Source organism: Pseudomonas sp. Xaverov 259, assembly GCF_019352915.1.
In the GTDB taxonomy this organism is placed as follows: domain Bacteria; phylum Pseudomonadota; class Gammaproteobacteria; order Pseudomonadales; family Pseudomonadaceae; genus Aquipseudomonas.
On record NZ_JAAAFV010000042.1, the window covers coordinates 348,974 to 374,286 of the forward strand.

29 protein-coding genes are annotated in these 25,313 nt (G+C 56.7%); 17 read left to right on the forward strand and 12 right to left on the reverse strand.

The features are described 5' to 3' along the window. Window positions 1–13: 13 nt before the first annotated feature. On the reverse strand, window positions 14–460 hold the full coding sequence (locus K0H48_RS20130; protein ID WP_219268835.1) for a hypothetical protein: 447 nt from the start codon (window positions 458–460) through the stop codon (window positions 14–16). Between the two features lie 89 nt (window positions 461–549). On the opposite strand from K0H48_RS20130, the gene K0H48_RS20135 reads away from it, so the two are divergent. Then, window positions 550–1,197: a hypothetical protein gene (locus K0H48_RS20135; protein ID WP_219268836.1), complete on the forward strand. Its 648-nt coding sequence runs from the start codon at window positions 550–552 to the stop codon at window positions 1,195–1,197. 102 nt (window positions 1,198–1,299) lie between these two features. Here the strand turns inward: K0H48_RS20135 and K0H48_RS20140 are convergent, their stop codons facing one another. The 3 genes from K0H48_RS20140 to K0H48_RS20150 all read right to left on the reverse strand — a co-directional run bounded on the left by K0H48_RS20140 (window position 1,300) and on the right by K0H48_RS20150 (window position 4,177). After that, window positions 1,300–1,986 carry a hypothetical protein gene (locus tag K0H48_RS20140; RefSeq protein WP_219268837.1) on the reverse strand — a complete coding sequence of 229 codons (687 nt, stop codon included), beginning with the start codon at window positions 1,984–1,986 and terminating at the stop codon, window positions 1,300–1,302. Between the two features lie 79 nt (window positions 1,987–2,065). Continuing rightward, entirely contained in the window at window positions 2,066–2,623 is a 558-nt protein-coding gene (locus K0H48_RS20145; protein ID WP_219268838.1) for a hypothetical protein, read from the reverse strand. Window positions 2,624–2,956: 333 nt separating this feature from the next. Then, a complete protein-coding gene (locus tag K0H48_RS20150; RefSeq protein WP_219268839.1) occupies window positions 2,957–4,177 on the reverse strand; it encodes a DNA cytosine methyltransferase in 1,221 nt (406 codons plus the stop codon). A 42-nt stretch (window positions 4,178–4,219) separates the two neighbouring features. On the opposite strand from K0H48_RS20150, the gene K0H48_RS20155 reads away from it, so the two are divergent. Further along, the gene (locus K0H48_RS20155) at window positions 4,220–4,906 is read left to right on the forward strand and encodes a hypothetical protein (RefSeq protein ID WP_219268840.1); all 687 of its coding nucleotides are present in this window, start codon (window positions 4,220–4,222) and stop codon (window positions 4,904–4,906) included. Between the two features lie 24 nt (window positions 4,907–4,930). Here K0H48_RS20155 and K0H48_RS20160 read toward each other — a convergent pair whose 3' ends face one another. Continuing rightward, window positions 4,931–5,788 carry a phosphoadenosine phosphosulfate reductase family protein gene (locus tag K0H48_RS20160; RefSeq protein WP_219268841.1) on the reverse strand — a complete coding sequence of 286 codons (858 nt, stop codon included), beginning with the start codon at window positions 5,786–5,788 and terminating at the stop codon, window positions 4,931–4,933. 76 nt (window positions 5,789–5,864) lie between these two features. Here K0H48_RS20160 and K0H48_RS20165 point away from each other — a divergent pair, with 76 nt between their 5' ends. From K0H48_RS20165 to K0H48_RS20175, 3 genes are all read left to right on the forward strand, one after another. Further along, window positions 5,865–6,068 (forward strand): hypothetical protein, encoded by a 204-nt coding sequence (locus K0H48_RS20165; RefSeq protein WP_219268842.1) that lies wholly within the window; start codon window positions 5,865–5,867, stop codon window positions 6,066–6,068. A 78-nt stretch (window positions 6,069–6,146) separates the two neighbouring features. Beyond that, window positions 6,147–6,800: a hypothetical protein gene (locus tag K0H48_RS20170; RefSeq protein ID WP_219268843.1), complete on the forward strand. Its 654-nt coding sequence runs from the start codon at window positions 6,147–6,149 to the stop codon at window positions 6,798–6,800. Between the two features lie 98 nt (window positions 6,801–6,898). After that, on the forward strand, window positions 6,899–7,111 hold the full coding sequence (locus K0H48_RS20175; protein ID WP_219268844.1) for a hypothetical protein: 213 nt from the start codon (window positions 6,899–6,901) through the stop codon (window positions 7,109–7,111). A 6-nt stretch (window positions 7,112–7,117) separates the two neighbouring features. Here the strand turns inward: K0H48_RS20175 and K0H48_RS20180 are convergent, their stop codons facing one another. Continuing rightward, complete coding sequence (locus K0H48_RS20180; RefSeq protein ID WP_219268845.1) at window positions 7,118–7,750, reverse strand: hypothetical protein; 633 nt, start codon at window positions 7,748–7,750, stop codon at window positions 7,118–7,120. A gap of 122 nt (window positions 7,751–7,872) precedes the next feature. On the opposite strand from K0H48_RS20180, the gene K0H48_RS20185 reads away from it, so the two are divergent. Next, on the forward strand, window positions 7,873–8,565 hold the full coding sequence (locus tag K0H48_RS20185; RefSeq protein WP_219268846.1) for a hypothetical protein: 693 nt from the start codon (window positions 7,873–7,875) through the stop codon (window positions 8,563–8,565). Here the strand turns inward: K0H48_RS20185 and K0H48_RS20190 are convergent, their stop codons facing one another. Together K0H48_RS20190 and K0H48_RS20195 are read right to left on the reverse strand one after the other, a co-directional pair. Beyond that, window positions 8,566–9,042 carry a hypothetical protein gene (locus K0H48_RS20190; protein WP_219268847.1) on the reverse strand — a complete coding sequence of 159 codons (477 nt, stop codon included), beginning with the start codon at window positions 9,040–9,042 and terminating at the stop codon, window positions 8,566–8,568. A 69-nt stretch (window positions 9,043–9,111) separates the two neighbouring features. Beyond that, window positions 9,112–9,603 carry a hypothetical protein gene (locus K0H48_RS20195; protein ID WP_219268919.1) on the reverse strand — a complete coding sequence of 164 codons (492 nt, stop codon included), beginning with the start codon at window positions 9,601–9,603 and terminating at the stop codon, window positions 9,112–9,114. Window positions 9,604–10,125: 522 nt separating this feature from the next. On the opposite strand from K0H48_RS20195, the gene K0H48_RS20200 reads away from it, so the two are divergent. Next, a complete protein-coding gene (locus tag K0H48_RS20200) occupies window positions 10,126–10,533 on the forward strand; it encodes a DUF3775 domain-containing protein (RefSeq protein ID WP_219268848.1) in 408 nt (135 codons plus the stop codon). Window positions 10,534–10,712: 179 nt separating this feature from the next. On the opposite strand, the gene K0H48_RS20205 is transcribed toward K0H48_RS20200, so the two are convergent. From K0H48_RS20205 to K0H48_RS20215, 3 genes are all read right to left on the reverse strand, one after another. Further along, window positions 10,713–11,351: a hypothetical protein gene (locus K0H48_RS20205; protein WP_219268849.1), complete on the reverse strand. Its 639-nt coding sequence runs from the start codon at window positions 11,349–11,351 to the stop codon at window positions 10,713–10,715. A 592-nt stretch (window positions 11,352–11,943) separates the two neighbouring features. Further along, on the reverse strand, window positions 11,944–12,225 hold the full coding sequence (locus K0H48_RS20210; protein ID WP_219268920.1) for a type II toxin-antitoxin system RelE/ParE family toxin: 282 nt from the start codon (window positions 12,223–12,225) through the stop codon (window positions 11,944–11,946). Continuing rightward, window positions 12,221–12,508, reverse strand: a complete 288-nt coding sequence (locus K0H48_RS20215) for a type II toxin-antitoxin system Phd/YefM family antitoxin (protein ID WP_219268850.1) — start codon at window positions 12,506–12,508, stop codon at window positions 12,221–12,223. Before K0H48_RS20215 ends, K0H48_RS20210 begins: the two co-directional genes overlap by 5 nt. A gap of 415 nt (window positions 12,509–12,923) precedes the next feature. Here K0H48_RS20215 and K0H48_RS20220 point away from each other — a divergent pair, with 415 nt between their 5' ends. The 4 genes from K0H48_RS20220 (at window position 12,924) to K0H48_RS20235 (ending at window position 15,265) form a co-directional block, all read left to right on the forward strand. Further along, entirely contained in the window at window positions 12,924–13,367 is a 444-nt protein-coding gene (locus K0H48_RS20220; protein ID WP_219268851.1) for a hypothetical protein, read from the forward strand. Window positions 13,368–13,612: 245 nt separating this feature from the next. Beyond that, window positions 13,613–13,786 carry a hypothetical protein gene (locus K0H48_RS20225; RefSeq protein ID WP_219268852.1) on the forward strand — a complete coding sequence of 58 codons (174 nt, stop codon included), beginning with the start codon at window positions 13,613–13,615 and terminating at the stop codon, window positions 13,784–13,786. 114 nt (window positions 13,787–13,900) lie between these two features. Next, window positions 13,901–14,137, forward strand: coding sequence for a hypothetical protein (locus tag K0H48_RS20230; RefSeq protein ID WP_219268853.1), 237 nt, complete (start codon window positions 13,901–13,903; stop codon window positions 14,135–14,137). Between the two features lie 231 nt (window positions 14,138–14,368). Continuing rightward, on the forward strand, window positions 14,369–15,265 hold the full coding sequence (locus tag K0H48_RS20235; protein WP_257627045.1) for a glycoside hydrolase family 25 protein: 897 nt from the start codon (window positions 14,369–14,371) through the stop codon (window positions 15,263–15,265). 5 nt (window positions 15,266–15,270) lie between these two features. Here the strand turns inward: K0H48_RS20235 and K0H48_RS20240 are convergent, their stop codons facing one another. Then, window positions 15,271–15,900: a CatB-related O-acetyltransferase gene (locus tag K0H48_RS20240; protein ID WP_219268854.1), complete on the reverse strand. Its 630-nt coding sequence runs from the start codon at window positions 15,898–15,900 to the stop codon at window positions 15,271–15,273. 167 nt (window positions 15,901–16,067) lie between these two features. Between K0H48_RS20240 and K0H48_RS20245 the strand changes: the two genes are divergently transcribed. The 6 genes from K0H48_RS20245 to K0H48_RS20270 all read left to right on the forward strand — a co-directional run bounded on the left by K0H48_RS20245 (window position 16,068) and on the right by K0H48_RS20270 (window position 25,296). Continuing rightward, window positions 16,068–18,473 (forward strand): TonB-dependent receptor, encoded by a 2,406-nt coding sequence (locus K0H48_RS20245; RefSeq protein ID WP_219268855.1) that lies wholly within the window; start codon window positions 16,068–16,070, stop codon window positions 18,471–18,473. Window positions 18,474–18,733: 260 nt separating this feature from the next. After that, a complete protein-coding gene (locus K0H48_RS20250) occupies window positions 18,734–19,654 on the forward strand; it encodes a Fe(3+) dicitrate ABC transporter substrate-binding protein FecB (RefSeq protein ID WP_026013813.1) in 921 nt (306 codons plus the stop codon). Window positions 19,655–19,656: 2 nt separating this feature from the next. Further along, window positions 19,657–20,646: an iron-dicitrate ABC transporter permease FecC gene (gene fecC, locus K0H48_RS20255; RefSeq protein ID WP_219268856.1), complete on the forward strand. Its 990-nt coding sequence runs from the start codon at window positions 19,657–19,659 to the stop codon at window positions 20,644–20,646. Beyond that, on the forward strand, window positions 20,643–21,611 hold the full coding sequence (locus K0H48_RS20260; RefSeq protein ID WP_219268857.1) for an iron ABC transporter permease: 969 nt from the start codon (window positions 20,643–20,645) through the stop codon (window positions 21,609–21,611). Before fecC ends, K0H48_RS20260 begins: the two co-directional genes overlap by 4 nt. Window positions 21,612–21,615: 4 nt before the next feature. Continuing rightward, window positions 21,616–22,407, forward strand: coding sequence for a Fe(3+) dicitrate ABC transporter ATP-binding protein FecE (fecE, locus tag K0H48_RS20265; RefSeq protein ID WP_219268858.1), 792 nt, complete (start codon window positions 21,616–21,618; stop codon window positions 22,405–22,407). Between the two features lie 495 nt (window positions 22,408–22,902). Continuing rightward, window positions 22,903–25,296: a TonB-dependent siderophore receptor gene (locus K0H48_RS20270; RefSeq protein ID WP_219268859.1), complete on the forward strand. Its 2,394-nt coding sequence runs from the start codon at window positions 22,903–22,905 to the stop codon at window positions 25,294–25,296. Window positions 25,297–25,313: the final 17 nt, after the last annotated feature.

Sequence of the window (25,313 nt, forward strand, 5' to 3'; positions counted from 1 at the left end):
AGGGTGGCTATCATCAGTAGTCCTCCCAATTTAAGCCCTGGATGTATTCGTTCGGGATTGTCACTGCTGCTACCGGTATCACGCTTTCTGCCCGGCCATCGCCGAAGTACCCGATTGCCGCTTGGGCCCGCTCCATTGACAGACGAGCGTGTCGCAGCTGCCAGGCCTTGCGTGCCTTGTAAGAGCGCAGTGCCAGCGCCTTGTCGGTGTAGGCGAATCGACGGCCCCAGTTGCCACCATCTTTCAGCACGCGCTTTCTGCGCTTCTTAACCGCCTCAGCGGTCCAGCTGTATTGCGGGCCTTTGACTAGGTCGCAGGTATGGGTATCGCCGATGTAGAAACACTGCGCGGTTTCGCCGATCACCTGATAGGTGATGCAGTGAACCTCCAGGCCTTCCGGGCCAATGGTGTCGATATAGCGGAAGTGGTCCGGCCAGGCTTTGTTGATTTCTTCAGGCATGACTTCGTCCTTGCCGATCCAGCGGCTGACTTTTAAGGGGAGAGAATGAGGGTTAGACTCGATACCTAAACTTTCCAAGGCGAAATTTTATGAGTCGAGTAAACGGCTATCTGATGTTCCTATACTGTATTTTGTTGTTCTCGGCGGGGGTCGTTTTTGGCTTCATTTTCACTAATGCAGGCGGGGTAAGTTTCGTCACCTTTCTGAATGCAGCATCAAGCTTAGCCACGATAGCTGCAGCTGTTACAGCTGTTTACGCTTTGCATGCGTGGTATCCGCAATTCAAACATACTGAAAAATATAAGTTAATAAAGGCCTTCCAAGTTTTAATTTCTGAGCGCAATGCGGCCAGAGATTATGTCTACTCCTGTAGAAAGCACTTATTGGAATTTATAGAGTCAGAAAAAGACGGGCTTTCTAATCCTTTTAACCTAGTTCCGCCAGAAGCTGCGAAGGCATGGCAGACCCATATCTCTGCGATGCTTGAGGCATGGGAAAACATGATTCTAATGTTGTCTGATGAAGAGAAGTTGTTGCTTGGTATTTCGCCAAGTGATATCGATTGTGAGGTCGAAGACCTGATCGGTAGATTAATGGATGAGACATTTGAAGAGACTGGTCAGAGAAGAAAATACAAAGTTATGAGAGAGTCTGCTCGAGGCGCGGAGCTAATCGTCTCTCGATACAGGCTACTTCAAGAAAATGTGAGGCACCTGGTGAGAGGTATTACTGCTTGATTTGGTATCTACAGTACTCCCGGCTTCACTAGCGGCTGACTTTGAAGGGGGAGGGGTGTAAGAGGGGGGGGGCTTATCCCAACGCGTAAAAATTAATTAGCGCTATTTAATTTTGAACGAGGTTACAAATTTTGCTATTTCGTGGAATATTTCAAAAAGTGGCCCGACACCATCATGGAAAATAGTAACGATCAGGGCTGTCGCTGCAAGCAAAGAGATCGTGGTGTTATAGCGCTCAAATGTGCTGTTTATTCTAAAATCTACCTTGTCTTCTTCGCACACCCACTCATTGCCATTGAAGTATGTTAGGTAGAAGGATAAGTAGTATACACCAGCCTTAGCATTTCTTAGTGTTTGAAGTTTGTAAGCAAACGGGGCACTAGAAAGACTTCTCTCAGTCAGTATGTAGTTGTTTCCTAGGGTTGTATCGAAAATGGCCTCAGCTTTAGGCCAATGTTCTAATTGTAGTTTTCCTGGGGTAAGCGAGAATCCGCCGTTTTCTACTGGTATCTTTTTCAATCCCCATTGAAAGGTATTATTGTTTTTTTCGGAAGGTGGTGATAGTTCTGTTGTTAATGTGGATGCCGATTCGTCAAAAATTTTATTTGATATATAGCATACTAATTTAAGTCCGCTGTTTGCTCCATAACCTGTGATGTATTGATCTATGCTAACTATATCTCCGGCGTTGACAATGCTTTCTTTGAGTAGTGATGCTAATTTATACGCCCCGGGCTTTTCTGCATCCGGAAAATTCAATGCCTTTTTTGCCGTCCGTGGTTCTAACATTATTATGCACCTCTGCGTTTCTGAGTTTATATTCCCAAAAGTAGCGCGCTGGCGATCAGATCGGTAGGTTTTTCTCGTTTCAATCATTGGTTCCCGTGTAGATGCGCCAAGGCAACTTCACGCCGTTGACCAGAAAGCCCCAGTCACCACGCCACTTGCTGGTGATGAAGAGGGTGTAGACGCCGCCGGGCGATAGCTCGTCAATCCGGTGGTACTCGCCGTGGTTGAGCCGAGCGGTGTCGCCGGGGTGGCGGTCGATGTATTCGGTTGCCTGGGCGCCGGACGGCACGTTCAGGCCGGACAGCACAGGATCTTCATGATCGAGCAGCCGCTGTTCCGTGTACCAGCCTCGCAGGATGATGGTGCGGGCGTTCCATGGGTGGTCGTGTAGATCCCGGTCTTCGTCTGGCCGCATGATGTGGTGGATGCGGAAAGACCAAGGGAACCACCACAGCGCAGGCTTGTGCGTTTCGCGGGAGTAGGGATTGAACAGCCACCAGCGGCCCATGTACATCTCGGCGCCGTCGGCGGACATGATGTGCAGGTACGGGGTGCGCTGAGCGCGGGCGATGAGCCAGCCGGCAACCGCCGGGCGCGCAAGTAGCTTGGCGACAAGGCGCCAGAACAGGTTGATCATGGGGAGTCCTTGCCGGGCCATGCCCGGGCGGTGGAGTTTGAGTGGGGATCAGCTACAGTTCAGCGATTAGCCAAACGGAGGTGGTGATGGACAACTACGTGTGCGTGATCTGTGGTGGGAGGGGCAAGGAAAGGTATTCGCCCGGGGAGTTCCGAGATGTTGAATGCTCCGACTGCGGAAAGTACCTGGTCTCGCTAACGGTGCTGGATGAGATGAGGAAAAGAGGTAGCCGCTTCAATATCCCGGCCACCAGGTCATGCATAAATAGTTTTATCGCTGCCGGCAAACCTGCCGTGATTTCCCGCGCGGAGGTTGCGGTATATCAGCTGTTCGCTACGTAGTGTCAACCTGAGACAGGAGGCGACGGCCTATCCAGCGAACCACGGTGACGGCCTTGCTGTTGCCGATCGCCTTGTAGCGTGGGCCGTCTGGGCATTCGCAGGCGGGCTTGCCGCGCCATGGGATCAGGGTGTAGTTGTCGGCCATGCCTTGTAGGCGCTCGCATTCGCGTGGAGTGGATCGGCGAATACCGGAATTTGAGAGGACATGAGGTGTGCCTCCCGGGTCTGGTGCATGATCGCCGGCTTGAAGGGTGTGAGTGAGCTCACCAGTAAGCGCCCCGTTCCGAACATCGACGCCGTGTACGAAGAACGTCTCGCTTTCGATGTCGAGCCGGCTGTCCTTGGCGGTGAGGGTTGCTGCGCGCTCGATCGAGCCGCCCAGGCTATGGCCGCCGAATGCCGGGATTCCGCCAAACATATCGACTGCCGGCCCCTCGTCGCCTTCGCAGTTGGGGCAGCCATACGGGCCTAAGTATTCGTCGAAGATGTATCCACATCCGCACTGGAGTGCAGGGCCGAAAGGAGCTGTTCCGGTAACGTCTTGCCCCTCGCCTCGGCGCGGCGCAGTATCCCGGCGCACGCCTTCGCGCTCAAAAAGTACCTCGGCGGGATCGAACCCGTCTCGAGCACTTGCGACAACGAACACACGACGGCGTCGTTGGGCCAGGCCGAAATATTGGGCGTCCAGGACCCGCCACGCGATTGTTCTTTTGGGTCCATACACACAACCAGCGTCCTGCCATTTTTTCCCTGGAGGCTGCAGCTCGCAGTCTTCCCCAGCAAGCGCGCCAAGAAAGCATCCGAAGGCGTTCCCTTTGTCGCTGAGGACGCCGGGGACGTTCTCCCAGACGATGACACTGGCGCGTTTGCCGTTGATGGCTCGAACATAGTCAACTGCATCTGCAAGCTCCACGTATTTGATGGTGAGGGCGCCGCGCGGGTCGGTGAGGCCTTCGCGCATACCGGCGACCGAGAAGGCTTGGCACGGTGTGCCGCCGACCAGCACGTCCGGCGTCGGGATCTTGCCGGCCAGCACCAGGGCGGCCAGCTTGGTCATGTCACCGTGGTTCAGCACGTCGGGGTAGTGGTGTGCCAGGACCGCCGAGGGGAACGGTTCAATCTCGGCGAACCAGGCGGCGCGCATGCCCAGCGGTTGCCAGGCTTGTGTCGCGGCTTCAATGCCACTGCACACGCTTCCATAAGTGATGGGCATGATGGCTCCTCGCCGGTATAGTCCGGGAAAATGGAGGGGTATATGGATCGAAGGACGAAAATAGCTGTGTGGTTTACAGCAGTGTATTTAGTCGGAGTTGCGGTGCTCATTGGGTTCAAAGCGCCTGAGTTTTTTGGGATGCCGCTTAACTCGTTAGGTGACTTTTTAGCGGGCGCTTTTGGTCCGTTAGCTTTAGCTTGGCTTGTGTTTGGATATTTCCAGCAAGGTGATGAGCTTCGGCAAGGCACGGAAGCTCTCAATGTCCAAGGTGAAGAGTTGAAAAACTCTGTTGAGCAACAACGCCAGTTGGCAGACATCTCCTTGCAGGCACTTGAATTGAGCCGCAAAGAAAGAGAGGAGGAAACCGTTAAATACCGTCATGGATTACGACCTATCCTCCATTTAGAAGGTCTCCAGATGGAGTTTGTAGACGGCCGTTGGATAGCGACATGCAGGCTATTCAATGATGGTGCTCAAATTTACAGCTTAAGTGTCGCATTTCAAAAGGGTGCAAATAAGCACTATTGTGCATCCTTTCGCACCTTAAATCGGGGAGAGAGCTTAGACTTTAAATGTATGTGGCATATAGATTCACCAGGAGAAGATATTTTGATAGACGTGTTCTACAAAGAGCGCGACTCAGTTGAGGATTATTGTAGATTTGTCCCTGATAGTGACATTGATCCGGGCGGTATTTCATTCGTGCGGAATGAAAAATCCTCGATATAGATAAGGTGCTTGATTGCACTTTAATTAATCACCGCAGAAGCAGGTAATGGCCTCATCGTGGTCGGCGAACATATCGAATTGGGTGTCGGAGTAGTCGAGCATTTGCTGATAGCTGGGCCGGTCATTTCGAAAACGCGCACCATCGCCGGTGAACTTGCCGCCAGACACCACTGAGCTTTCCATGCGTGCCCACCATTCGGCCTTGGGCCGATCGCTGGCGATAATCGAATAGACCTGCTTGGCACCTTTAAGGAAGCAAAGGTCGCAGTTGCCCTCCAGCGTTCTGCCGTTGATCGTCGGCAGCATGAGGTCAAAAGGTTGGTCCGCCCAGAAGTCGGTCACGTCCTGAACGCCAACACCGGCATCGGCAAGTGGCATCACCATGGTTGCCCATTTGCTTTCGCTGGTGCTTTTGCGGTGCCGGATCTTCACGACACGCCGCGGCTCATCCGCACGGATGCCTGTCATCATGTCCACCGGTGTTTCCTCGGTCGAAAGGCCCAGGCTACGAAGGTACTTGTGGATGATGCGGATCTTCAGATCGATGGTGCAGAACCTGGTCACCGGATTGGGCAGGTACTTCCGCTTGCGAATCAGGGCTTCGAACGGTTCGCCCTGGCGGCTGGCAGTGGCGTAGTCCACCACCGAAAAACCCGCGCCATCGTCGCGAAACTCAAGCCAGACAATCGGCACGGCCCAGCGCTCGGCGCATTCCCGAACAAACTCCAGGGTGGCCGGGTGTTCCTTCCCGGTATTGGCGAAGGTGACGACCAGATCGCTCAAGTCATCGTTGTTGTCCAGCACCTGGCGCAGCATGTAGGCGCTGGTGCGTCCGCCGGAAAAGCTGACGACCGTCGTCCCGGACAATTTGTAGGGAGACATAGGGGATCCTCGCCGGCTGGCGTGATTCGTTTAAGTGGGTGATATGCTTTGCTGCTTATCAAACAAGGAGGTGGTAATGGCGGGTAAAAAGCTTGAAGCGTTCCGCAAGTGGTTCACGCCGCGTAAGCGGTTATGGGCAGGCATCGCTTTGCTTGTCACTGCGACATTCGGGCCGCTTCTCTATCCAGGTTTCAATGGTTATTGGGGTATCTTTATTGCTCCTGGGATCATGTTTCTCTGCAGTGCATGGAATCCCGAGGATCGCGCTAAGCGCTTATAGCCTCGCCGGCTGGCTTGATTCGTTGATATGGGGTATTTGTGTTAGGTCCGAAATTTGGTCTTTAACGATGAGAGAAATATGAGGCGAAGTGATGTTGTTCTGTTGGCAGCCGCCGGTGCTGGCCTGTTCATGGTCGGTGTGGTTTGGCGCCCTGTGTTTGGTGATTTCGCCAAGTTTAAGGATGCCCTGGAGTGCACCAGCTTTATCGCAACCTCGATCGCCGCTATTGTCGCCATTTACACGCTCAATGCCTGGAAGGAACAGTTCAGACACGCCGAGCGATTTAAGTCACTCAAAGATCTGAAGGATGCCGCCACGAGTCTGCATGCCTTTAGAGGGTATTTGATGGCTGTGCAAAGTCGATGCGCTTACCAAATATCCAATGGAGGTGCTGTTAACGAAGAACTCGATTTGTACGAAAAAACTGCCAGAGAAAAGTGCTTGGCTGCAATAGAGGCTTACAATCGGGCATGGGGCACTGCGGTGGTGTTTTTCACTAAAGAGGAAGAGGCCTCGTTTAGCGGTCCAGCCAGCGTTTACACTCAAAGAGTTTTAAGTGACCCGATGCGGATTGTAAACGCGTATTCGGTAACGCCATTTGCGGTTCAACTACCAAAATTTATGGCTCACTGTCAGACAATTACCGATGAGGCAAAGCACCTCTACGCAAGCACCGTATGTGAACTTGAATGGATGCTTCGCAGGAATTACAGAGCGTCCTCAACTAAATGATTGGAGATACATGGTCCGCCCTCGGTGACGAGCGCTAGACGCTCTGGTCGGATTGGGCTATTACGGGGGCGGCATGGAGCCGGATCAAGGAGGTATAGGTGCGCGATGACAAATACGAAGCAGATCTTCTCGGGCTTCAAATCGCAAAGGATGAAGCGGCGGTAGCGGCGGAAGATTTCTACGAGAAAAACTGGCCGTTCCAGACTGACGAGATATCCGCTCAGTACGAGGAGCTGCAGTTCACGGCGGTTATCATGCTCGCCGAGTTTGAACAATTCGCGCAGCAAGGCAGCGCCAAGCATTCACGCTGATGCTCCTCAAGGCGTGTTGCTTGTTCCGCAGTTCCGACAGTCTTCCCGATAGCGCTGGGCGTCACTGATGAAGCGGCCGCAGCCGTCACAATTGAACATCATCATTTTGGGCTTCTTCGGCTTGGCCAGCTTGATGCCGGTGCCGCGCAGGGCGTCTTTGATATTCACGTCGTCGCGCTCAACAAGGCGCCGGGAGCGGGCGTCGATGTAGGGTTTGGGCCAGACCACTGCGCCTGATTGACCGAGCTTACCGATACAGGTGCCGGTGCGAGCTCTCGGCACCACCACAGCCTTGGAAAGATCGCTTGTGAACACGCCATCTTCGCAAAGCCAAATCAGGTTGTTGCCGTTCCAGCACTGCGGCTTTTGGATGTAAAACTCGGCTGTGTCGGGATGTTGGTCCAGCGCCTCGCTCAACGTCACACGCTGGCAGTCGACACCAATACGCGCCCGGGCATCGACGTAGGCCTTGGGCCACGGGATGTCAGTGTCGCGGTGATCGCAAGCGCCGTCCCGGGTGAACACCTGGGCCTTCGCCAGATCTGTTACATATCCAGATCCTCCTAAACCCCAGAACGACAATCCGTCGCCGACGTAGGCATGGCTGCGGCTGTCTTGCAGGTAGAACTGATCGTCCATGGATTATCTCCGGTCAGGCGCCGCCCTCCGGTTACCGGATGCAGCGAGTAGGGTGATGGCAAGATGCTTCCAAGTGACTTCAGTAACATCTAATATCTCGCGCTCATTCGATGGAGCGAGCGATGAAGGTCAGATCAGAAATCTTAGGTGGGTTGGTTACCGGCGTTTATCTAGTAGGTGTAGCCACCCTCGTTTATTGGAAACGCACAAATATCCCAGATCTAGAACTCAATGAGATAGGGGATTTTCTCGCAGGAGTTTTTGGTCCGGTGGCCTTTCTGTGGTTGGTGCTGGGCTATTTACAACAAGGTCGCGAGCTAAAGCTGAGTTCTGAAGCCTTACAACTTCAAGCACAAGAACTAAAAAACTCAGTCGAGCAGCAGAAAGAACTCGTTGATGTAACGAGGCTGCAATTTGAGTCGGAGATGAATAGGTTGAGGTCAATACAGGAGCGTAGAGAAAAGGATATTATGCCTGAGCTGTTTGCAAGAGTAGATGGTACAGTTCGCATGGGGCAGCAGTGCTTTTTAGGACTGAACATTGGGAATGATGGAGCCACGATATTTAAGGTGGCGATTGATTTTGGTGGTGATCTAAGTGGTTTGAATATTTTTATCCCTGAATGGCCAAAAGGGAAGTTTCAACAGTTTTCTATAAAATTTGACCTAGATGATCCGGCAATTGAGGAAACTATCACAATTGCCTATAAGGACGCGGATCACAATACCAAGGCAGCCTATTTTGATATCAGGCGTGTTGATATCTCTGGTGAAAGCGACCCTCCTCAGTTTGAGGTGCAACCCCGGGAGAAGTGATTATTCATCATCGTCATTCATCTGGCGCGATTCGGCATAGCCCGCGTGCCGTAATTTGCGCGCCACGTTTTCAGTTATCTCGTAACCGTGGCGCTTAATTTTGAAGAGGGCTGCGGATTTATTGGGGCCCAGAGAGTGGGCGTGCGCGATCAGTCTCCAGATGGTAGCCCGGTCTTTCGTCTCGCCCAGTTCGGCGGTGAGCGCTGCTAACCGGTCACGCATTCCCTGGCGGAAGTAGTGGCGGATGATGTCGGACAGCCCTTTGACCTTCGGCGGCGCCGGCGACAGATCCTCGGCGCGTCCATTTAGCACCAGCAGTTGCACCGCCTCGCCGACTTCCTCGATCTCATGCCAGTGCATCAGTTCGTCGAGCACCTGCCGAGTGCCATATGGGACCGTGTGCCGTAATTCCTGCTCGCCCAACTCCTGCCGTTTCTCGGCAAGCTTGGCGGTGCGTTCCTTCTGTTCGGCTGCCATGGCCTACCTCTTCTATTCCGCTGGCCGGCAGTGCGAGCCAGGTTTGACGTTTGCGTTGCTGGGTGCGGGCTATGCGGCGCATGAATCGACCTTCACCTGGTGCCAGGCGCCGACGGCTTCGAAGATGCGCGCGGCGTGTGCCTCGTCCAGCGACATCGCTTCAGGAATGGCAATCCATCCCGAAGCCACCACCTGGCTTTGATTGGCCTCGTCGCGCAGCTTCTTGTAGCAATGCTCAATCACGTCTTCCAAGTGGTCGGAGAGGTAGACTCCATCGGGCGCCACCTCCACCGACTTGCTGTAGCGGTCGCCGCAGGCGTCGATGCAGAGGGCGCTGAGGTAGATCGTCCAGCGGTGAGGGATACCGCAAACGGCCTGGCCGATCTTCCCGGGCGCGATGTTCTTCAGCGACTTGTAGTTGATCATGCCCTGGCGGCCACTGGGGTCGATGTTGACCACGGCGACGTGATTGGATGCCAGCAGCGAGCGGCAGGACCTGGCGAGTGCCTTCTTGAGTTCAGCTTCGGCCGAGGCCTTGCCGGCGGACAGCAGGTCGCACATCTGCACCAGCCCGGCGATATTCCGGCGCGCCTCGGTCAGCCGCTTCTGGGTCGCGGTCAGTTCGTCCTCGAGCAGGGCGCACTGGTGCTGGTACATTTCCAGGGGCGTAGGGCATCCAAGCCACTCGCAGGTGTCTTTGTCGAGCTTCATGGTGGGTAAACTCATGTACTGTATATATGAACAGTAATCGAGGTGCTGCGGATTTGGGAGTGGTGTTCGTCGGCAGGACGCCATTGAGGGTGTTTTTCTGTCTAATACTACCTTGCTCTAACCCGGTTTCATTGGCCTTAAAGCTTACAGAATTGAGCTTGGGTTTTAGACTAGTTGAGTCGGAAAGCCCCGCACCATAAGGCCCAAGACCCTATCAAGCCCATACTGCTGCATCATCGGGGTGTGGTGGGTTCCGGCAAGTCGGGGCGTACCCTAAAGGAATCCGCCTTCGATTCAGTTGATATGCGTTGTTCCAATATTGCGTCGAGTAACGGTAGGATCAGGAGTTATCAACATCAAAAGGGACGATCCATGAGACACCTCAGCACTTCCAAAGCAGCCACCATTGCTCGCCTTGCTGCGATAAGCCATGAAGAATACCGTCAGCGTCATCCCGGCGGCGGCATTATTGGTTCGGGCGAGTTGAAAGCTCTAGTGTTTGAACCTGATAGCCAGGAGGAGATTGCTTTCATCGAGTCGATGCGCTCGCTTTCTGATAAGGAACTCTTGGACTTGGTGGCCATGATGATCGTAGGGCGCGGGGATCACGTTGAAAACCCAGGAGATCCGGAGTCAATTCGTAAGGCATTCGAAGGCCATGTCCGTACGTTCTCAAACGACTCTCATGCGGAATTGTTGAGTTACATTTTAGGCAAGAGTGCAGTTATCCACCGGTACCTTGCACAAGGTCTTGAGCAAGTTCAGTTCGCGTTCCGCTGAGCGTGCAGGCAACTTTAACCAAACCACATACAACGTTAAGTTATTGATTCTTATAGGGTTAAATGGCTATTTTTTATACAAAAATCGCCTATTTTTACTTTAATATCAGGTAGTTGTGTAGGTGTTGTGGTCGCCTTGACATGGTTTTGGACGAAGACAGCCCTACGGCTTCCTGAGGCTTATCCCTCTGTGTATCGGATATGCCATAAAGAAGTTGCTTCTGCGAGCATCCGATCGTATTGGGACAGGCGCTGGACGAGCCATTCCAAATCCTTAAGCAGCATCACGCCATGGGCGCTGTGCATATGGTCTGCAGGCTGAGCGATACGTTTCTTTGTTTCCGCGGGATTCATTGTAAGAATCAGTAATGCATCCTCGCCAATGATTCGGCGAGCAGCCCAGTGGGCAAGATCATTTCGACGTTCTCGATGAAGCTCAATTTCTTGTAGATGTGACTCCCAAGGCCCGCCGCCTTCAACCCTGGAAATTGCACCCAGCGCTACTCTAGAAAGGTGCGCCATTGGAATGGTTTTCTCGCTTTTTTCTATCAGCCCAACATGAGTGAAGAGCTCAATGCATCGTCTCAAGTTGAACTCTATGAAGTTGTAGATCTGAATCAGTTCCGCAATGAGCTGTAAATCTCTTGAGTGCAAGGGTTCAGAATTAGCGAGTTCATTACCTGAAATTTTTCCAATGATCCTAGATATCTGCAGTTCTGATTCTGCGGGATCCAGTGATGCTTTGGCACTCGGGCGATCACATCGCTTGAGGCGAAGCCGAAGAATTGCTCGAAATAAATCAGATAGCCGGGTTGTCATAGAGAGAGTCTCGGTTTCGATGCGGGTTTTGGATATGACAGAAATCCGATATCCGGGCAACCTCTCACCGCCCGCAACCGAGAGGTCGTGCGCAAAACTTCCTCGGGGCCCCGCGTATTTCCGTTTGCATAAGCACAAAAAAGATCGTGTTTTGCGGAGCCTTAAAGGATGTATATCCTATCTAAATCAATGGTTTGCATAACTACAGTTCCCAGCATGGGGTGCTAGGGGTCGAGTGTTCGAATCACTCCGTCCCGACCATATTTTTCAATGACTTAGCCCAATCTGAAACGGTTGGGCTTTTTCATGCGCGCTGCTTTTAGGTAACTGATTCGGGAGTCTAAGCTTGAAGAGGCCTCTCGACAGTCCTACGACTCCAAAACAGAAATATTCAAAGGGTTTGCCACTGCTAATGAGGCAGCAGTGTCAGGGATCACTACGACCGGTGAAGAAGCGCAAAAACTCGTGGTAAACGCACGACGCAAAACTGCCGAGCGGCGCCTTGATGGCTTCTGCCGAGAGCTGAGGGTTGCTTTCAAGGTCAAGATCCGCAAAGCATAGCCTGGCCCCGCGCCGGGCTTCTTGTATCTGCCTACCGCTTCCCTGCTTGCTCATACACCGAACTGCGCTCTCGCTTGCCTACGGCCAGCACCAGAATGACAATCCTCTCATCCTCTACGCGATACACCAGCCGGTACCCGGCTCCGCGCAATTTGATCTTGTAGCAATCCTTGATGCCGTGAAGCGCATCACCTGGCACTCGCGGTCCGGCCTGCCGCTCTTGAAGTTTTTTCAGAAACTGGAGACGTATTGTCCCGTCGAGTTTTTTCAGTTCCTTCAGCGCTTTCGGATCCCACTCGACTTCGTACTCAATGGCCATTGGCGATGTCTGCCTCGGCCTCGCCAATAAGATCGTCGAGGGATACCCGTACAGGCGTTTCGTTAGCGTCGAGACGAGCCTTGACCAGGTGAACCAGTTCCAGCTCTTCCAGACGCTCTATCATCGCTTCGTAGACATTTGCCGGAACCATGTAGCCCATGACGCGGTTGTGGTTCAGTACGGCTACGGGCTGGCCGTTGGCGCCGCTCAAGACGGAGGAGGGATTCTTCTTGAGTTCGGAAACGCTCACCGCCACATCAGCCAGAATATATTGCATAGTTGAGACTCCTAAATAGGTCTTTATTCTGGTCTTTTTGTTCGCGGGTTACAAGTGCATAGCAAATCTGCTCTAGCGTCTTGGTCGGCTACTTTCAGTGATTGCACTTTCTAAGTGGAGCCCGCTGAGTACTGAGATGTTTCTCGTCTCGTGCATGACGCCCTTGCAGAAGGTCGTGTTTTACCTTTCGAAAAAGCAAACATCCAGAAGGAAATTGGCCATGTCCCGCAGAGCTTGTTGGTGCTGGAAGAGTCAGTAAAGCGGCGTGATCACCTGTCCGAACGGCTAGGTATCAGAGGAATAAAACGGGCGGAGAATGAATCTTTCCGACGCAGAAAACAATAAACCCGGCGGGAACAGGGCTTATTTAATCGTCCTGTGAGATCAGGACTATACAACTACAGAGATACTTATCATGGCACACGCAATTCGTAGTAAACGAGCTCGCTCGCCTGTTGCTGAACGAGTTCAACTCAACCGTCGGTTGGTTCGCGCGCAGAAAAACGTCACGGCCTCACCTACGGCGCAGTCCTTTGAAGCACGTCGAGGCTTCACCTATTACGTTGTCCAAGTCGTTTATGAGGAAGCCGGTTTGAAGCAAACCTACCCAGGCGTATTGGATAAATGCGTGGCTCTTGAGTTCAAGGCGATGCTTGAGAAGGAGGTCTTTCCCCATCCCGTGCAGATCCAGTGGTGGGCCGGAATGGACAGTGAGTTCGACAGCTTTCTGATCGGAGACGAGCGTATGACCGACATGATCCAGTCAGTCCGCTCGGCCGAGCGCCCTGGGCATGAGTTACTGGCACGTATTGGTCATTTTGGTTCGTATGAAGGGTACTCCGTTGGAGGTGTGCAATGAACGCAGCTATCAAGCGCACAACGACTTTGCCTGACGCGTATTTGATTGGAATGAGTGAGGCTGCCTAAAAGTTCTTTCACGCAGGATAAACACCTGTTTCCATAGCACCGTGTTTAGCTGTTTCAGCGCGACACCACATAGAAAAATCCCGGGCTTTGAGTCGGTTTTTTTTTGCTTTATCCTCTACGATGGCAAAGCGCCAGATGCCCTGGGCTTTAAGCGTTCGTAAGGAAGGAGTCTCTATGATGGAATTTTTCGATGAGCAGGGTAAACCCGCCGCTACTGTGTCTTTTGACACGCTGAAAGCGCTAGGTCCCTTGACGGTTAACCCATCCGAAACCCTTAAAAAATTCGGGCTCGACGATGCAGCGCTGGAAGCGGCACTTACCGAAATTGCCAGAATCGCAGCCTCCCGCTGAGATCGCATAAACTGCGCCCCCAGCGCTATCGAGGATGACATGCATAGAAGCAAACCATTACTTCACGCGATCATGGATTTTTGCGTAAACGGAACCTCCGATTGGAGACTCCATATGAAGCGCGAGCAGCTCTACAGCTCGCTCGATAGTGAGCATCAGCAACAGTGGCCGGAGACAGTGATAGAAGGGCATATGCGCATACTGGAGGACTTGGGGTACGTAACGCTGGATAGTTTTGGAGGCGTCGCGTCAATCGTGAGAGTCACATCCGCCGGTTATGACTTTCTCGAGACCATCGAAAGTGCGGAAGCCTTGAAGAGCAATCCGTTCTTACATTACCAAAAAGATTGACTATCTGATTTGCCCCGCCCAGTGCGAGGCTATTAGTTTTTGCAGGTGTAGCGCCCAGTGCATCTTGGGAGGTAATCGGATTAGAACCCAGGAGCAATTTAAAAGGTGACTTTCGGTTCCGTGGTGCGCCACCAATTCTTAAGCCTGGCCGTTGAGCCGGGCTTTTTTGTTTCCGAAAATCAATTCTGAACCTCGCCAACGTGCGGTTTTTTTTGCCTTGGAGATGCAGTCTTGAATGCAGCCCAAGATGTAGCCGTCGAGGCAACCATGGTGGCACCGCCAATCATTGTTTCCGGCGCCATGCTGTTCGGCATGACGCCCGCTGAGTGGGTCACTGCGCTGGGCGCTTGGATAAACAGGACTGGGAACTGGTGCACCCGAGATAACCCGGCGCAGGTAGTATTCATATACGGTTTTTCCGCGCCTAAGGATGAAAGTATTCGAGATGAAAGGTTGCATAAGGCACCCAGCGTCTTGGAGAAACTCATGAGCTGTGAACAGCAAACCCCTACCACCCATGCACGTGGCATTGATGTATCGCGCTGGCAAGGCGAGATCGATTGGCGTCGCGTCGCGTCAGCCGGTGTCACCCATGCCATCGTGAAGATGACCGAAGGGGGGACCTACACTGACCCTCGGTTTGCGACAAACTTTGCCGGGATGCTGGCCAATGGTTTGACTGCGGGGGGTTACCACTACTTTCGTGCCCTGAGCAGTACCCCGGGCGAACAACTGGCCAATATTCGACAGCGGCTCTGCGAGGCCAACTTCGAGGTCGGGAAGCACATCCTGGCCATTGACGTAGAAACTTCGCGCAACGAAGAGGCGAGCCCGGATCAGATGGCCGATGCCCTGCATGAGCTGGTAACGCTGCTCAGCACGCAGGTGCTCGATGGCGCGCATCCCTACATTTACACGTCACCCAGCATCTGGGCTGACCGCGTGGCGTGGCGCAAGTACGATTTCAGCCCGTGCCCGTTGTGGATCGCCAACTGGGATGCCAAGCAGCCGACGGTGCCCGAAACCTGGAGTAGCCACGGCAAGAGCTGGCACTGGTGGCAGCACAGCAGCAAAGGTCAGGTCGATGGCATTCAAGGTGCCGTGGATCTTGATTGGGTCAAGCGCTAAAGGCTTCAGCCAGCCGAACGCTCGCGCTGGCTGAGGTACTCCACAAACGGCCCGATATCCGTACTGCACAGCAAATGCGCCACCTCACGCACCTCCGCCTCGGGCCAATTCCACCAGGCGGATTGCTCAAGAATCAGCCGAGTCGGCTCATCAAAACGCCAGCGTATATGTTTGGCAGGGTTGCCGCCGACGATGGCGTAAGGCGCCACATCCTTGGTCACGATCGCGCCTGCAGCCACGACTGCGCCATTGCCGATCGTCACGCCCGACAGAATCTTCGCGTGGGAGCTGATCCAGCAATCATTGCCAATGATCACGTCGCCTTTGCTGCCACCAAAGTCGGTAATGTGCGCGAGGCTTTTCATCTTGGCGGGGAAGGGGTAGCAACTTAGCCAGTCGGTGCGATGATGGCCGCCCAAATACACTTCCACATTGCCGGCAATCGAGGTGTAGGCGCCGACACGCAGGGTCGTGCCTTCATGCCAGTCGTGCACCTTCAAATCGCCGTAGGTGCCTATGCCAAAGCTGTAATTTGGATAGCGGTTGCGCAGTTTTTGCGTAGAGCGCTCCAGCGGGGAGAGCGCGCGTATTGCCTTGCGCGCTTTTTTTTCGCGCCATTTACGCAATAACTTCATGCGGTGAGCCTTTATGCAGAGATTGAAATCAGGCGACATCGTGAGCAATGGCTGCCCTCTATGCAAGACGAAGGCTTTATCTGCTGAAAAAAATCGCCAACCCCTGTCCCTTTTTTGCGCCTCGCCTGTCATTCCAGGTAAGTGAACAAAATCGAGAGCTTCTCCCCATGCCCGCAGTCCGACCCATGCGCTTGCGCCCGTTGCTGAACCTGAGCCTGATGCTGAGCCTCAGTGCCAGCCCGTTATTTGTCCCGCTCAGCTATGCCGAAGACAGCACCGCCCGCCGCAGTTACCAGGTGCCGGCCGGTAGCCTGAGTGCCGCATTGACCCGCTTCGCCGGGCTCGCCGGTGTCAACCTGTCGGTGGACCCGGCGCTGGTCAGCGGTCGCAGCAGCGCTGGCTTGTCGGGTGAATACGGCGTGGAGGAGGGCTTCGCCCAGTTGCTGACGGGCTCGGGCCTGCAATTGCAACCGATGGGCGCGCGGGCCTACAGGCTGATGCCGGTGCCGCAAAGTGGCAGCCTGCAATTGGCACCCACGTCCATCGTTGGCACTACTGGGTTGGCCGATGGCGATACCTACGCCGGTGGCCAGGTGGCGCGCCGTGGCTCGCAAGGCTTGCTCGGCTCGCGGGACTTTATGGAAACGCCGTTCAGCATGACCACCTACACCGCCGAGGCGGTGAAGAACCAGCAGGCGCGCACCCTCGGCGACCTGATTGCCAGCGACCCGTCGGTACGCGCCACCAACCCGGCAGGCGGGCGTTATGAGCAGTTCACCATTCGCGGGTTCAGCCTGTTCAACAGTGATGTGGCCTACAACGGCCTCTACGGCGTGTTGCCGACGTACACCATCGACATGGAAATGGCCGAGCGCGTCGACGTCATCAAAGGCCCGAGCCAGTTGATCAACGGCATCTCGCCGCGCGGCAGCGTGGGTGGCGGAATCAACGTGGTGCCCAAGCGCGCCACCGATAAGGACATTACCTCGCTGACCGGCACCTGGGCGTCCAGCAGCCAAGCCGGTGGCGCGGTGGACGTGGGACGGCGCTTTGGTGAGGACAACAAATTCGGCATTCGTTTCAATGGCGTGAAGCAGTCCGGCGATACCGAATGGGATCACCAGAGCGTCGACCGTGAAATGGCCGTGCTGGGCCTGGATTTTCGTGGCGAGCGCCTGCGCCTTTCCACGGATATCGGCCACACCGAGCGCGACACCGACGCGCCGCAAGAGCGTGTACAAGTCGGCGCCAATGCCAAGGTGCCAAGCGCCAACGATGTGCGCCGCAACTATGCGCAGCCCTGGAGCAAGGCCCGTACCGATGACACCTTCGGCACGGTTAACGGCGAGTTCGACCTCAGTGACAGCGTGATGCTGTATGGCGGCGTGGGCGCGCGTAAAAGTAATCACGACTTCTTGCGCCACGCGGTTTCCGTCACCAACAACGCCGGGGTTTTCAGCGTATTGCCACGGGATTTCACCCGCGATGAAAACGTGCGCACCGCCACAGCCGGTGTGCGCAGTTGGTTGCATACCGGGCCGGTCAGCCATGAGATCAACCTGGCGGCCAGCTACTTCTACATGGACTTTGAAAACGGCGGCGCCCGTTACGCGGCGGCGCCGAGCAACCTGTACAACCCGGTAGAAACCCCAACCCCTTCGCGGCCCACGCGCCTGGACTCCAAGGTCTACACCGAGAACCGCTTCAGTGGCGTGGCACTGTCCGATACCCTGGGCTTTTTTGACGAGCGTTTATTGCTGACCCTCGGCGCGCGCTGGCAGCGGGTCAAGGTCGACGACTGGACCAACAACGTCAAAGGCGCTACGGCCTATGACGAGGAAAAGGTCTCGCCATCCGGTGGCATCCTGTTTAAAGCCACCGACAAACTGTCGCTGTACGCCAACTACATGGAAGGCCTGAGCCAAGGCAAAATCGCGCCGTCGACTTCGATCAACGAAGATGAAATCTTCCCGCCGTTTGTCAGCCGCCAGGTGGAAGTAGGCGCCAAATACGACGCCGGCGCGTTTGCCGTGACGGCTGCGGTATTCCGCATCAAGCAACCGGCCTACGAAACCAACGCCACTACGCGGGTGTTCGGCCCCAATGGCAAACGCCAGAACGACGGCGTGGAACTGAGCGTGTTCGGCGAGCCGCTCAAGGGCGTACGCCTGCTGGGTGGCGTGATGTACATCGACAGCGAACTGACCCACACCACCAATGGCACTTTCGACGGCAACCGCGCCCCGGCCACGCCCAAGTACAACGTCAACCTGGGCGCCGAATGGGATGTGCCGACGGTGGAAGGCCTGACCCTGACCAGCCGTGGTATCTACTCAAGCTCCCAATACCTGGACCAGTCCAACGTCAAGGAGATCGACGCGTGGACACGCCTTGACGTCGGTGCGCGCTATGCCTTCAAGGTCGACGATAAGCACATCACCTTGCGGGCGAATGTCGAGAACGTCGCCGATAAACGCTATTGGAGTTCGGCCGGTGCTTCGGATGACAGTGAGCCGGGCCTGACCCTGTCAACGCCGCGTACCTATTTGCTGTCGGCCACGGTGGACTTCTAAACGCAGGGATTATGTGGGGAAGGCCAATGTTGGAGGGCCAATGTGGGAGCTGGCTTGCCTGCGATACAGGCACCTCGGTCTGTCGGTAAGACCCGGTCGATGCTATCGCAGGCAAGCCAGCTCCCACACAAGCCAGCCCACACCACAGACTCACCGCGTTAATAAGAATGTTTTTTGATTGCATCGCCCCGATATGGAATAGTACCCGCCGTTTTCCCCGGCCCGTCCAGCCGGGGTGTTTTAACGCCGAGGTCTTTGTCATGCGAATGTTGCGCTCTATCCCGACCCTTGCCGCCTGCCTCCTGGCATTGTCTTCCAGCGTGTTGAACGCCGCGCCCATCGACCTTAATGACGGCCAGCACGCGGTGCACCTGCCGGATGCGCCCAAGCGCGTAGTGGTGCTGGAGTTTTCCTTTCTCGACAGCCTTGCCGCCGTTGACGTCACGCCGGTCGGCGCTGCGGACGATGGCGATGCCAACCGCGTCTTGCCGCGTGTGCGCCAGGCCATCGGCCAATGGAAGTCGGTGGGCCTGCGTTCGCAACCGAGCATCGAAGAAATCGCGCGGCTCAAGCCGGACTTGATCGTTGCCGACCTCAATCGTCACCAGGCCTTGTATAGCGACTTGGCGAGCATCGCGCCGACCCTGTTGCTGCCATCCCGTGGGGAAGATTACGAAGGCAGCCTTAAATCCGCCGAACTGATCGGCACGGCCCTGGGCAAAAGCGCGCAGATGCACGCGCGCATTGCCCAGAACCGTGAACACTTGCAGGCCATCGCCAAGCAGATTCCGGCGGGTGCCAGCGTGTTGTTCGGCGTTGCCCGTGAAGACAGTTTTTCCGTACACGGGCCGGACTCCTACGCCGGTAGCGTGCTGCAAGCCATCGGCCTGAAAGTGCCGTCGGTACGCGCCAAGGCCGCGCCGACTGAGTTTGTCAGCCTGGAACAATTGCTCGCGCTTGACCCTGGCTGGTTGCTGGTCGGTCACTATCGTCGCCCCAGTATCGTCGACACCTGGAGCAAGCAGCCGTTGTGGCAAGTGCTCGGCGCGGTGCGTAATCATCAGGTGGCCGAGGTCGATGGCGACAGTTGGGCGCGTAACCGAGGTGTATTGGCGTCGGAGCAAATCGCTGAAGACACCCTGGCGATTCTCAAGGGCGGCAAAGCCGTATTGAGCCAATAACCGTGCAGCGCAGTTTCGCGGCGGCAGGCATTGTGCTGCTGGGTGCCGTGTTGTTCTGGTACTCGCTGTACAGCTGGTCGCCGTTCACTATCACCGCGATGGATGCCTGGAACGGCCTGGTTCACCAGGGCAGCGTGGGCGGCAATATGGCCTATATCGTCGCGCAATTGCGCGTGCCGCGTGCGCTGTGCGCGGCGTTGGTCGGTGCCTGCCTGGGCCTGGCCGGTGCATTGATGCAAGGCATCACCCGCAACCGTCTGGCGTCGCCGTCATTGTTCGGCGTGACGGCCGGCGCGGCATTGGGATTGGCCTTGTTTTCCACCGGTTTGGTCGCACCACCCTTTGCCGGTGGCGCCCTGGTGATGACCTGCCTGGGCGGCGCGCTGGCTTGGGTCACGGTGTTCAGCCTGGGCGGCGCGTGGTCGCCGACCACCGCGCAAGGACGGCTGGTATTGGCCGGTGTGGCGGTTGCAGCGCTGTGCGCGGCCTTGACCCGGCTCACGGTGATTCTGGTCGAGGCCCAGGCCCAAAGCGTGCTGAACTGGCTGGCGGGGTCGCTGGCCAATGTCGGTGCGGCCCAAGTGCAACTGCTCTGGCCATGCACGCTGATCGGCGGCGTATGGGCGCTGTGGTGTGCGCCGCGCCTTAACCTGATCAACCTCGGCGAAGACGCCGCGCGCTCGTTGGGCGTCGGCATCGCCAGCCTGCGTTTGCAGGTGTTTGTCGCCAGCTTGTTGCTGGTGGGCGCCAGCGTGTGCGCGGTCGGCCCCATTGGCTTTGTCGGGCTGATCGCGCCGAATATCATTCGCCAGTTTCTCGGTAACGACTACCGCTGGCTGATCCCGCTCAGCGCCGCATTGGGCGCGGTGATTGTGCTGGGCGCCGACTTGCTCAGTCGTGCGGTGGCCTTTCCAGTGGAAACCCCGGCGGGCGTGGTCACTGCATTGATCGGCGCACCGTTCTTCCTGTTTCTTGCCAGGCGCGCCCTATGATTCGGCCACGATTACGTTTATGGCTGTTGCTGGGCTTGCTGCTGGTGGCGCTGCTGGCGAGCCTCAGCGCCGGTACGGTGTGGCTTAAACCCGCCACCGTGCTGGAGCGCCTGCTGGCCCATGGCACCCTCGATTTTGAAGTGTGGAACCACCGCCTGCCACGCAGCCTGATCGCCATCCTGGCCGGCTGCGCCTTCGGCCTGGCCGGTGCGATTGTGCAGGGCGTGATCCGCAACCCGCTGGCCTCGCCGGAAATTCTCGGTGTGACCCAGGGCGCCGGGCTGGCGCTGACCGTGGCGATCATCAGTTGGCCGCACCTGCCGATTGCCTGGCTGCCACTGGTGGCCTGCCTGGGCGGTGCCGGTGGGGCCTTGCTGCTGGCGCTGTACAACACCGGCGTGAGTTTTTCCGGAGTACGTTTTGCGTTGTCGGGGGTGGCGATTGCGGTGACCTTGTCCAGCGTCACCGAGTTTTTGATCCTGTCCCATCCGTTGGATATCAACACGGCATTGCTCGCGCTGACGGGCAGTTTGTGGAGCCGTAATTGGCACCATGTGGCGCTGGTGCTGCCGTTCCTGCTGTTGATCCCGTTGGGTTTGTGCCTGGCTAAACCTTTGAACCTGATCGCGCTTGGCGATGAGGCCGCCCACAGCCTGGGCACTGCGCTTAGCCGCACCCGCTGGTGGGCGATGGCCTGCGCGGTGGTACTCACCAGCCTGGGTGTCGGCGTGATCGGGCCGATAGGTTTTATCGGCCTGGTTGCACCGCACATGGCGCGGCGTCTGGTGGGTGGGCATCACCAGTACCTGCTGCCGGCTGCGATGTTGATTGGCGCGTTATTGCTGGTGCTGGCCGACACCCTCGGGCGCACGTTGATCGCGCCCAGCGAAATCCCGGCGGGCGTGCTTACGGCGGTGATTGGTGCGCCGTATTTTCTTTGGTTGCTGGCACGGTTCAAGGGCTGATGACATGAGTATTTTGCAGGCACACCAACTCGACATCGGCTACGGCGCCACGCGTATCGTGCAGGGCCTATCGTTTGCACCGCCGACAGGTCGCGTCACCGCGCTGATCGGCCCCAACGGCTGTGGCAAGTCCACCTTGCTCAAGGCGTTTGCGCGCATCCTCAAACCCACCCAGGGCGAGTTGACCCTGGATGGCCACGCCTACGCCAGCTTGTCCGCTCGCCAACTGGCGCGGCAGATCGCATTTTTACCGCAGGTATTGCCGGTGCCGGAAGGTGTCAGCGTGCGCCAGTTGGTCGCCTATGGCCGCAGCCCGCATAACTCGCTGTGGGGGCGCCTGAGCGGCAACGATCAAACCCACGTCACCCAAGCCATGCAGCGCCTGGAACTGGACAACCTCGCCGACCGCGCGTTGGCGGATTTGTCCGGCGGCCAGCGCCAGCGCGCCTGGCTGGCCATGGTGCTGGCGCAAAACGCGCCAGTGGTGCTGCTCGACGAACCCACCACTTACCTCGATATCAGCCATCAGGTCGAACTGCTCGACTTGATGGGCGAACTGGCCGCCGAGGGCAAAACCGTGATCACCGTGCTGCACGACATCAACCAGGCCTGCCGATACGCCGACCACTTGGCGGTGATGCACGCCGGCAAGCTGGTGGCTGACGGCACGCCCGCCCAGGTGATCAGCGCCGAGCTGATGCGCCAGGTGTTCGACGTGCAGGTGCAGATCCTGCAGGAGCCCATTTCCGGCACGCCTATGTGCCTGGTGGAAAAAAGCACCCGCACCCACACCTGACCCTGCTCGCTCTCACGCACTAATGCTCGTTCCCACGCTCCGCGTGGGAATGCAGCCCGTGACGCTCCGCGTCACAAGGTTGCCGGTTGCAGGGCGGGACGCGGAGCGTCCCATGAGGCATTCCCACGCGGAGCGTGGGAACGATCAGTAAAAAACATTATTTATATGAATAAAGTTATTCGTAAATAATGAAAGTAGAGAATATTAGCTTATGCCCAAATAGCATTATATTTTTAAAATCCATTCCGTTATGTTTGATCGCAACAGCCTACCCCTGACCTCGGATGGTACCCAGCGTGATTCAGATTCTGCGCGCCATAACCGGGTAAAGACCCCGCGGCAGAATCGTTGGAAGGGAGTTCAACGTATGTTGCCGATTCAAAGCCCTCGCTCGCTCCACACCTAGTTCCCCATCGCAGCTACACCCTGAAAAACGAGCACCGCGCCCGCCCGCGCGACTGCCCGACTTCGCGATTCGGAATGTATGGAGTGGCTATGAAGCAAGTCTTGCAACCCACCGCCGTTATGACGCTGGCCCTACTGGCCAGCGCAGTTCAGGCCCAGGACGACAGCACCTTGTCCACCGTGGTGGTCACCGGTAACCGTGGCGCCGAGCAGCGCACCGTCACCAGCAGCCCGGTGCCGATTGATGTGGTCAGCGCCAAGCAACTGCAAAGCACCGGCAAGCCCGGCTTGATGGAAGCCTTGAGCGCGGTGATCCCGTCGCTGACCCTGCCGGAAAAAACCGGCTGGGACGCCAGCGGCATTGCCCGCGCGCCCAACCTGCGCGGCTTGAGTGCTGCCGAAGTGCTGGTGCTGGTCAACGGCAAACGCCGCCACACCAGCGCTACGCTGAACATCAATGGCATCAACACCGGCGCGGCGCCGGCTGACCTGGATTTTATCCCCATCAGTGCCATCGACCATGTGGAAGTACTGCGCGACGGCGCCGCTGCTCAGTATGGCTCGGATGCCATCGCCGGGGTCATCAATGTGATCCTCAAGGCCGATACCAGCGGCACCGCCGTCACCAACGTCGGCCAAGGCTACGACGGCAAGAAGCAAACCGTGCAACAAAGCCTCAACAAGGGTTTTGAAATCGGCAACGGCGGGGTCGTGCAATTGGCCCTGGATGCGCGCATCCAGAATGACGACAACAAAGCCAGCGCCAACGGCTACACCTATGAGCAAGCTTACAACCAGGCCGGCAGATCGACCTACGGCGGTTACGGCACGCCCAAGACCAACCTGCTGACCCTGGGCTACAACGCTGAGCTGCCGATTGATGACAGCCTGAGCCTGTATTCCTTCACCACCTATTCGCGACGCAAGGCCGAGCAGGGGCAGAACTACCGCCTGCCGACCATCACCAATACCATCACCACCGGGCCGAATGGCTACCCGGCCGGGTACACGCCCACCTGGTCCATCGACGAAGACGATTTCCAGGCCGCGTTCGGCGGCAAAGGCACCGTCGGCGCGTGGGACTGGGACTTGTCCACCACCTACGGGCGCAACGAGGCGGAGCAGGGCACTACCCATAACCAGAACCCGTCGCTGGGAGAGTACACGCCCAATAGCTTCACCTCCGGCACCTGGATTTCCACCGAGCTGACCACCAACCTCGACTTCAAACGCGGCTTTGATGTGGGCCTGCAAAAACCGTTGGACCTGTCCTACGGCTTCGAACATCGGCGCGACACCTATGAGGTGCAGGCCGGTGACTATGCGTCCTATGCCAATGGCGGCTATTGCGTGGCACCGGGCAATTGCGCGTCATCCGGGGCGCAAGTCACCAACGGCATTTCGCCGGATGAAGAAAGCAGCGCCTCGCGCAACAGCCTCGCCAGTTATGTCGATGTGGGCTTCAACCCGCTGCCGGACTGGTACATCGGCACCGCCTTTCGCTACGAGCATTACAACGAAGGGGTCGGCGCAACCCGCAGCGGCAAGCTGACCACGCGCTACGATTTCACCCCGCAATTTGCCGTGCGCGCCACCGTCAGCAATGGCTTCCGCGCGCCGTCCCTGGCCAACAGCCTGTTCAGTGCGCGCTCCACCACTTATGGCGTGGTTGACGGCGTGTATCAGTCGATCAACTACGGCGTATTGCCGGTGGGTTCGGCGGCGGCCAGGGCCCTCGGCGCCCAGGAGTTGAAGCCCGAGCGCTCGACCAACTTCAGCCTGGGTTTCACCCTCACGCCCACCGACCGCCTCAACTTCACTGCCGACGCCTACGTGATCAACCTGCGTGACCGCATCACCCTGACCGGCACCTTGCTCGGCCCCGAAGTCACCCAGGTACTGCAAAGCAACGGCATCAACTCCACCTCCGGCGGCCAGTACTTTATCAACGGCGCCGACACCCGCACCAAGGGCGTGGATCTGGTCAGCAACTACAACCAGGACCTCGGCCAGTTCGGCACCTTGAAGTGGACCGCCGCGTTCAACTGGAACCAGACCAAGATCCTCAACTACAAGGCCTCCACCGACATCCTCGGCACGCCCTATGACCTGATGGACCGCCAGGCCCGTGGCCTGATCACCGATGTGCAGCCCAAGACCAAACTCATCCTCGGCGGCGACTGGAGCATCGATCGCTTCAACCTCAACCTGGCCCTGACCCGCTACGGCGCCTACAAAGAGGTCAATTCCTCGGCCAATCGCGACCTGGACCGGGTTTACAACGCCCGCTGGATCACCGACCTCGACCTTGGCTACAACCTCACCAAAGCCCTCAACATTGCCGTCGGCGCCAAGAACCTGTTCGACCTTTACCCCAAGAAACAAGGCGTGCCGAGCAGCACCATGCTCGCCAGCTACGGCACTTATTCGCCCTACGGTTTTACCGGCGGGTACTACTACACCCGGCTGACTTACGCCTTCTAAGGCCGCAACCCGCGAGG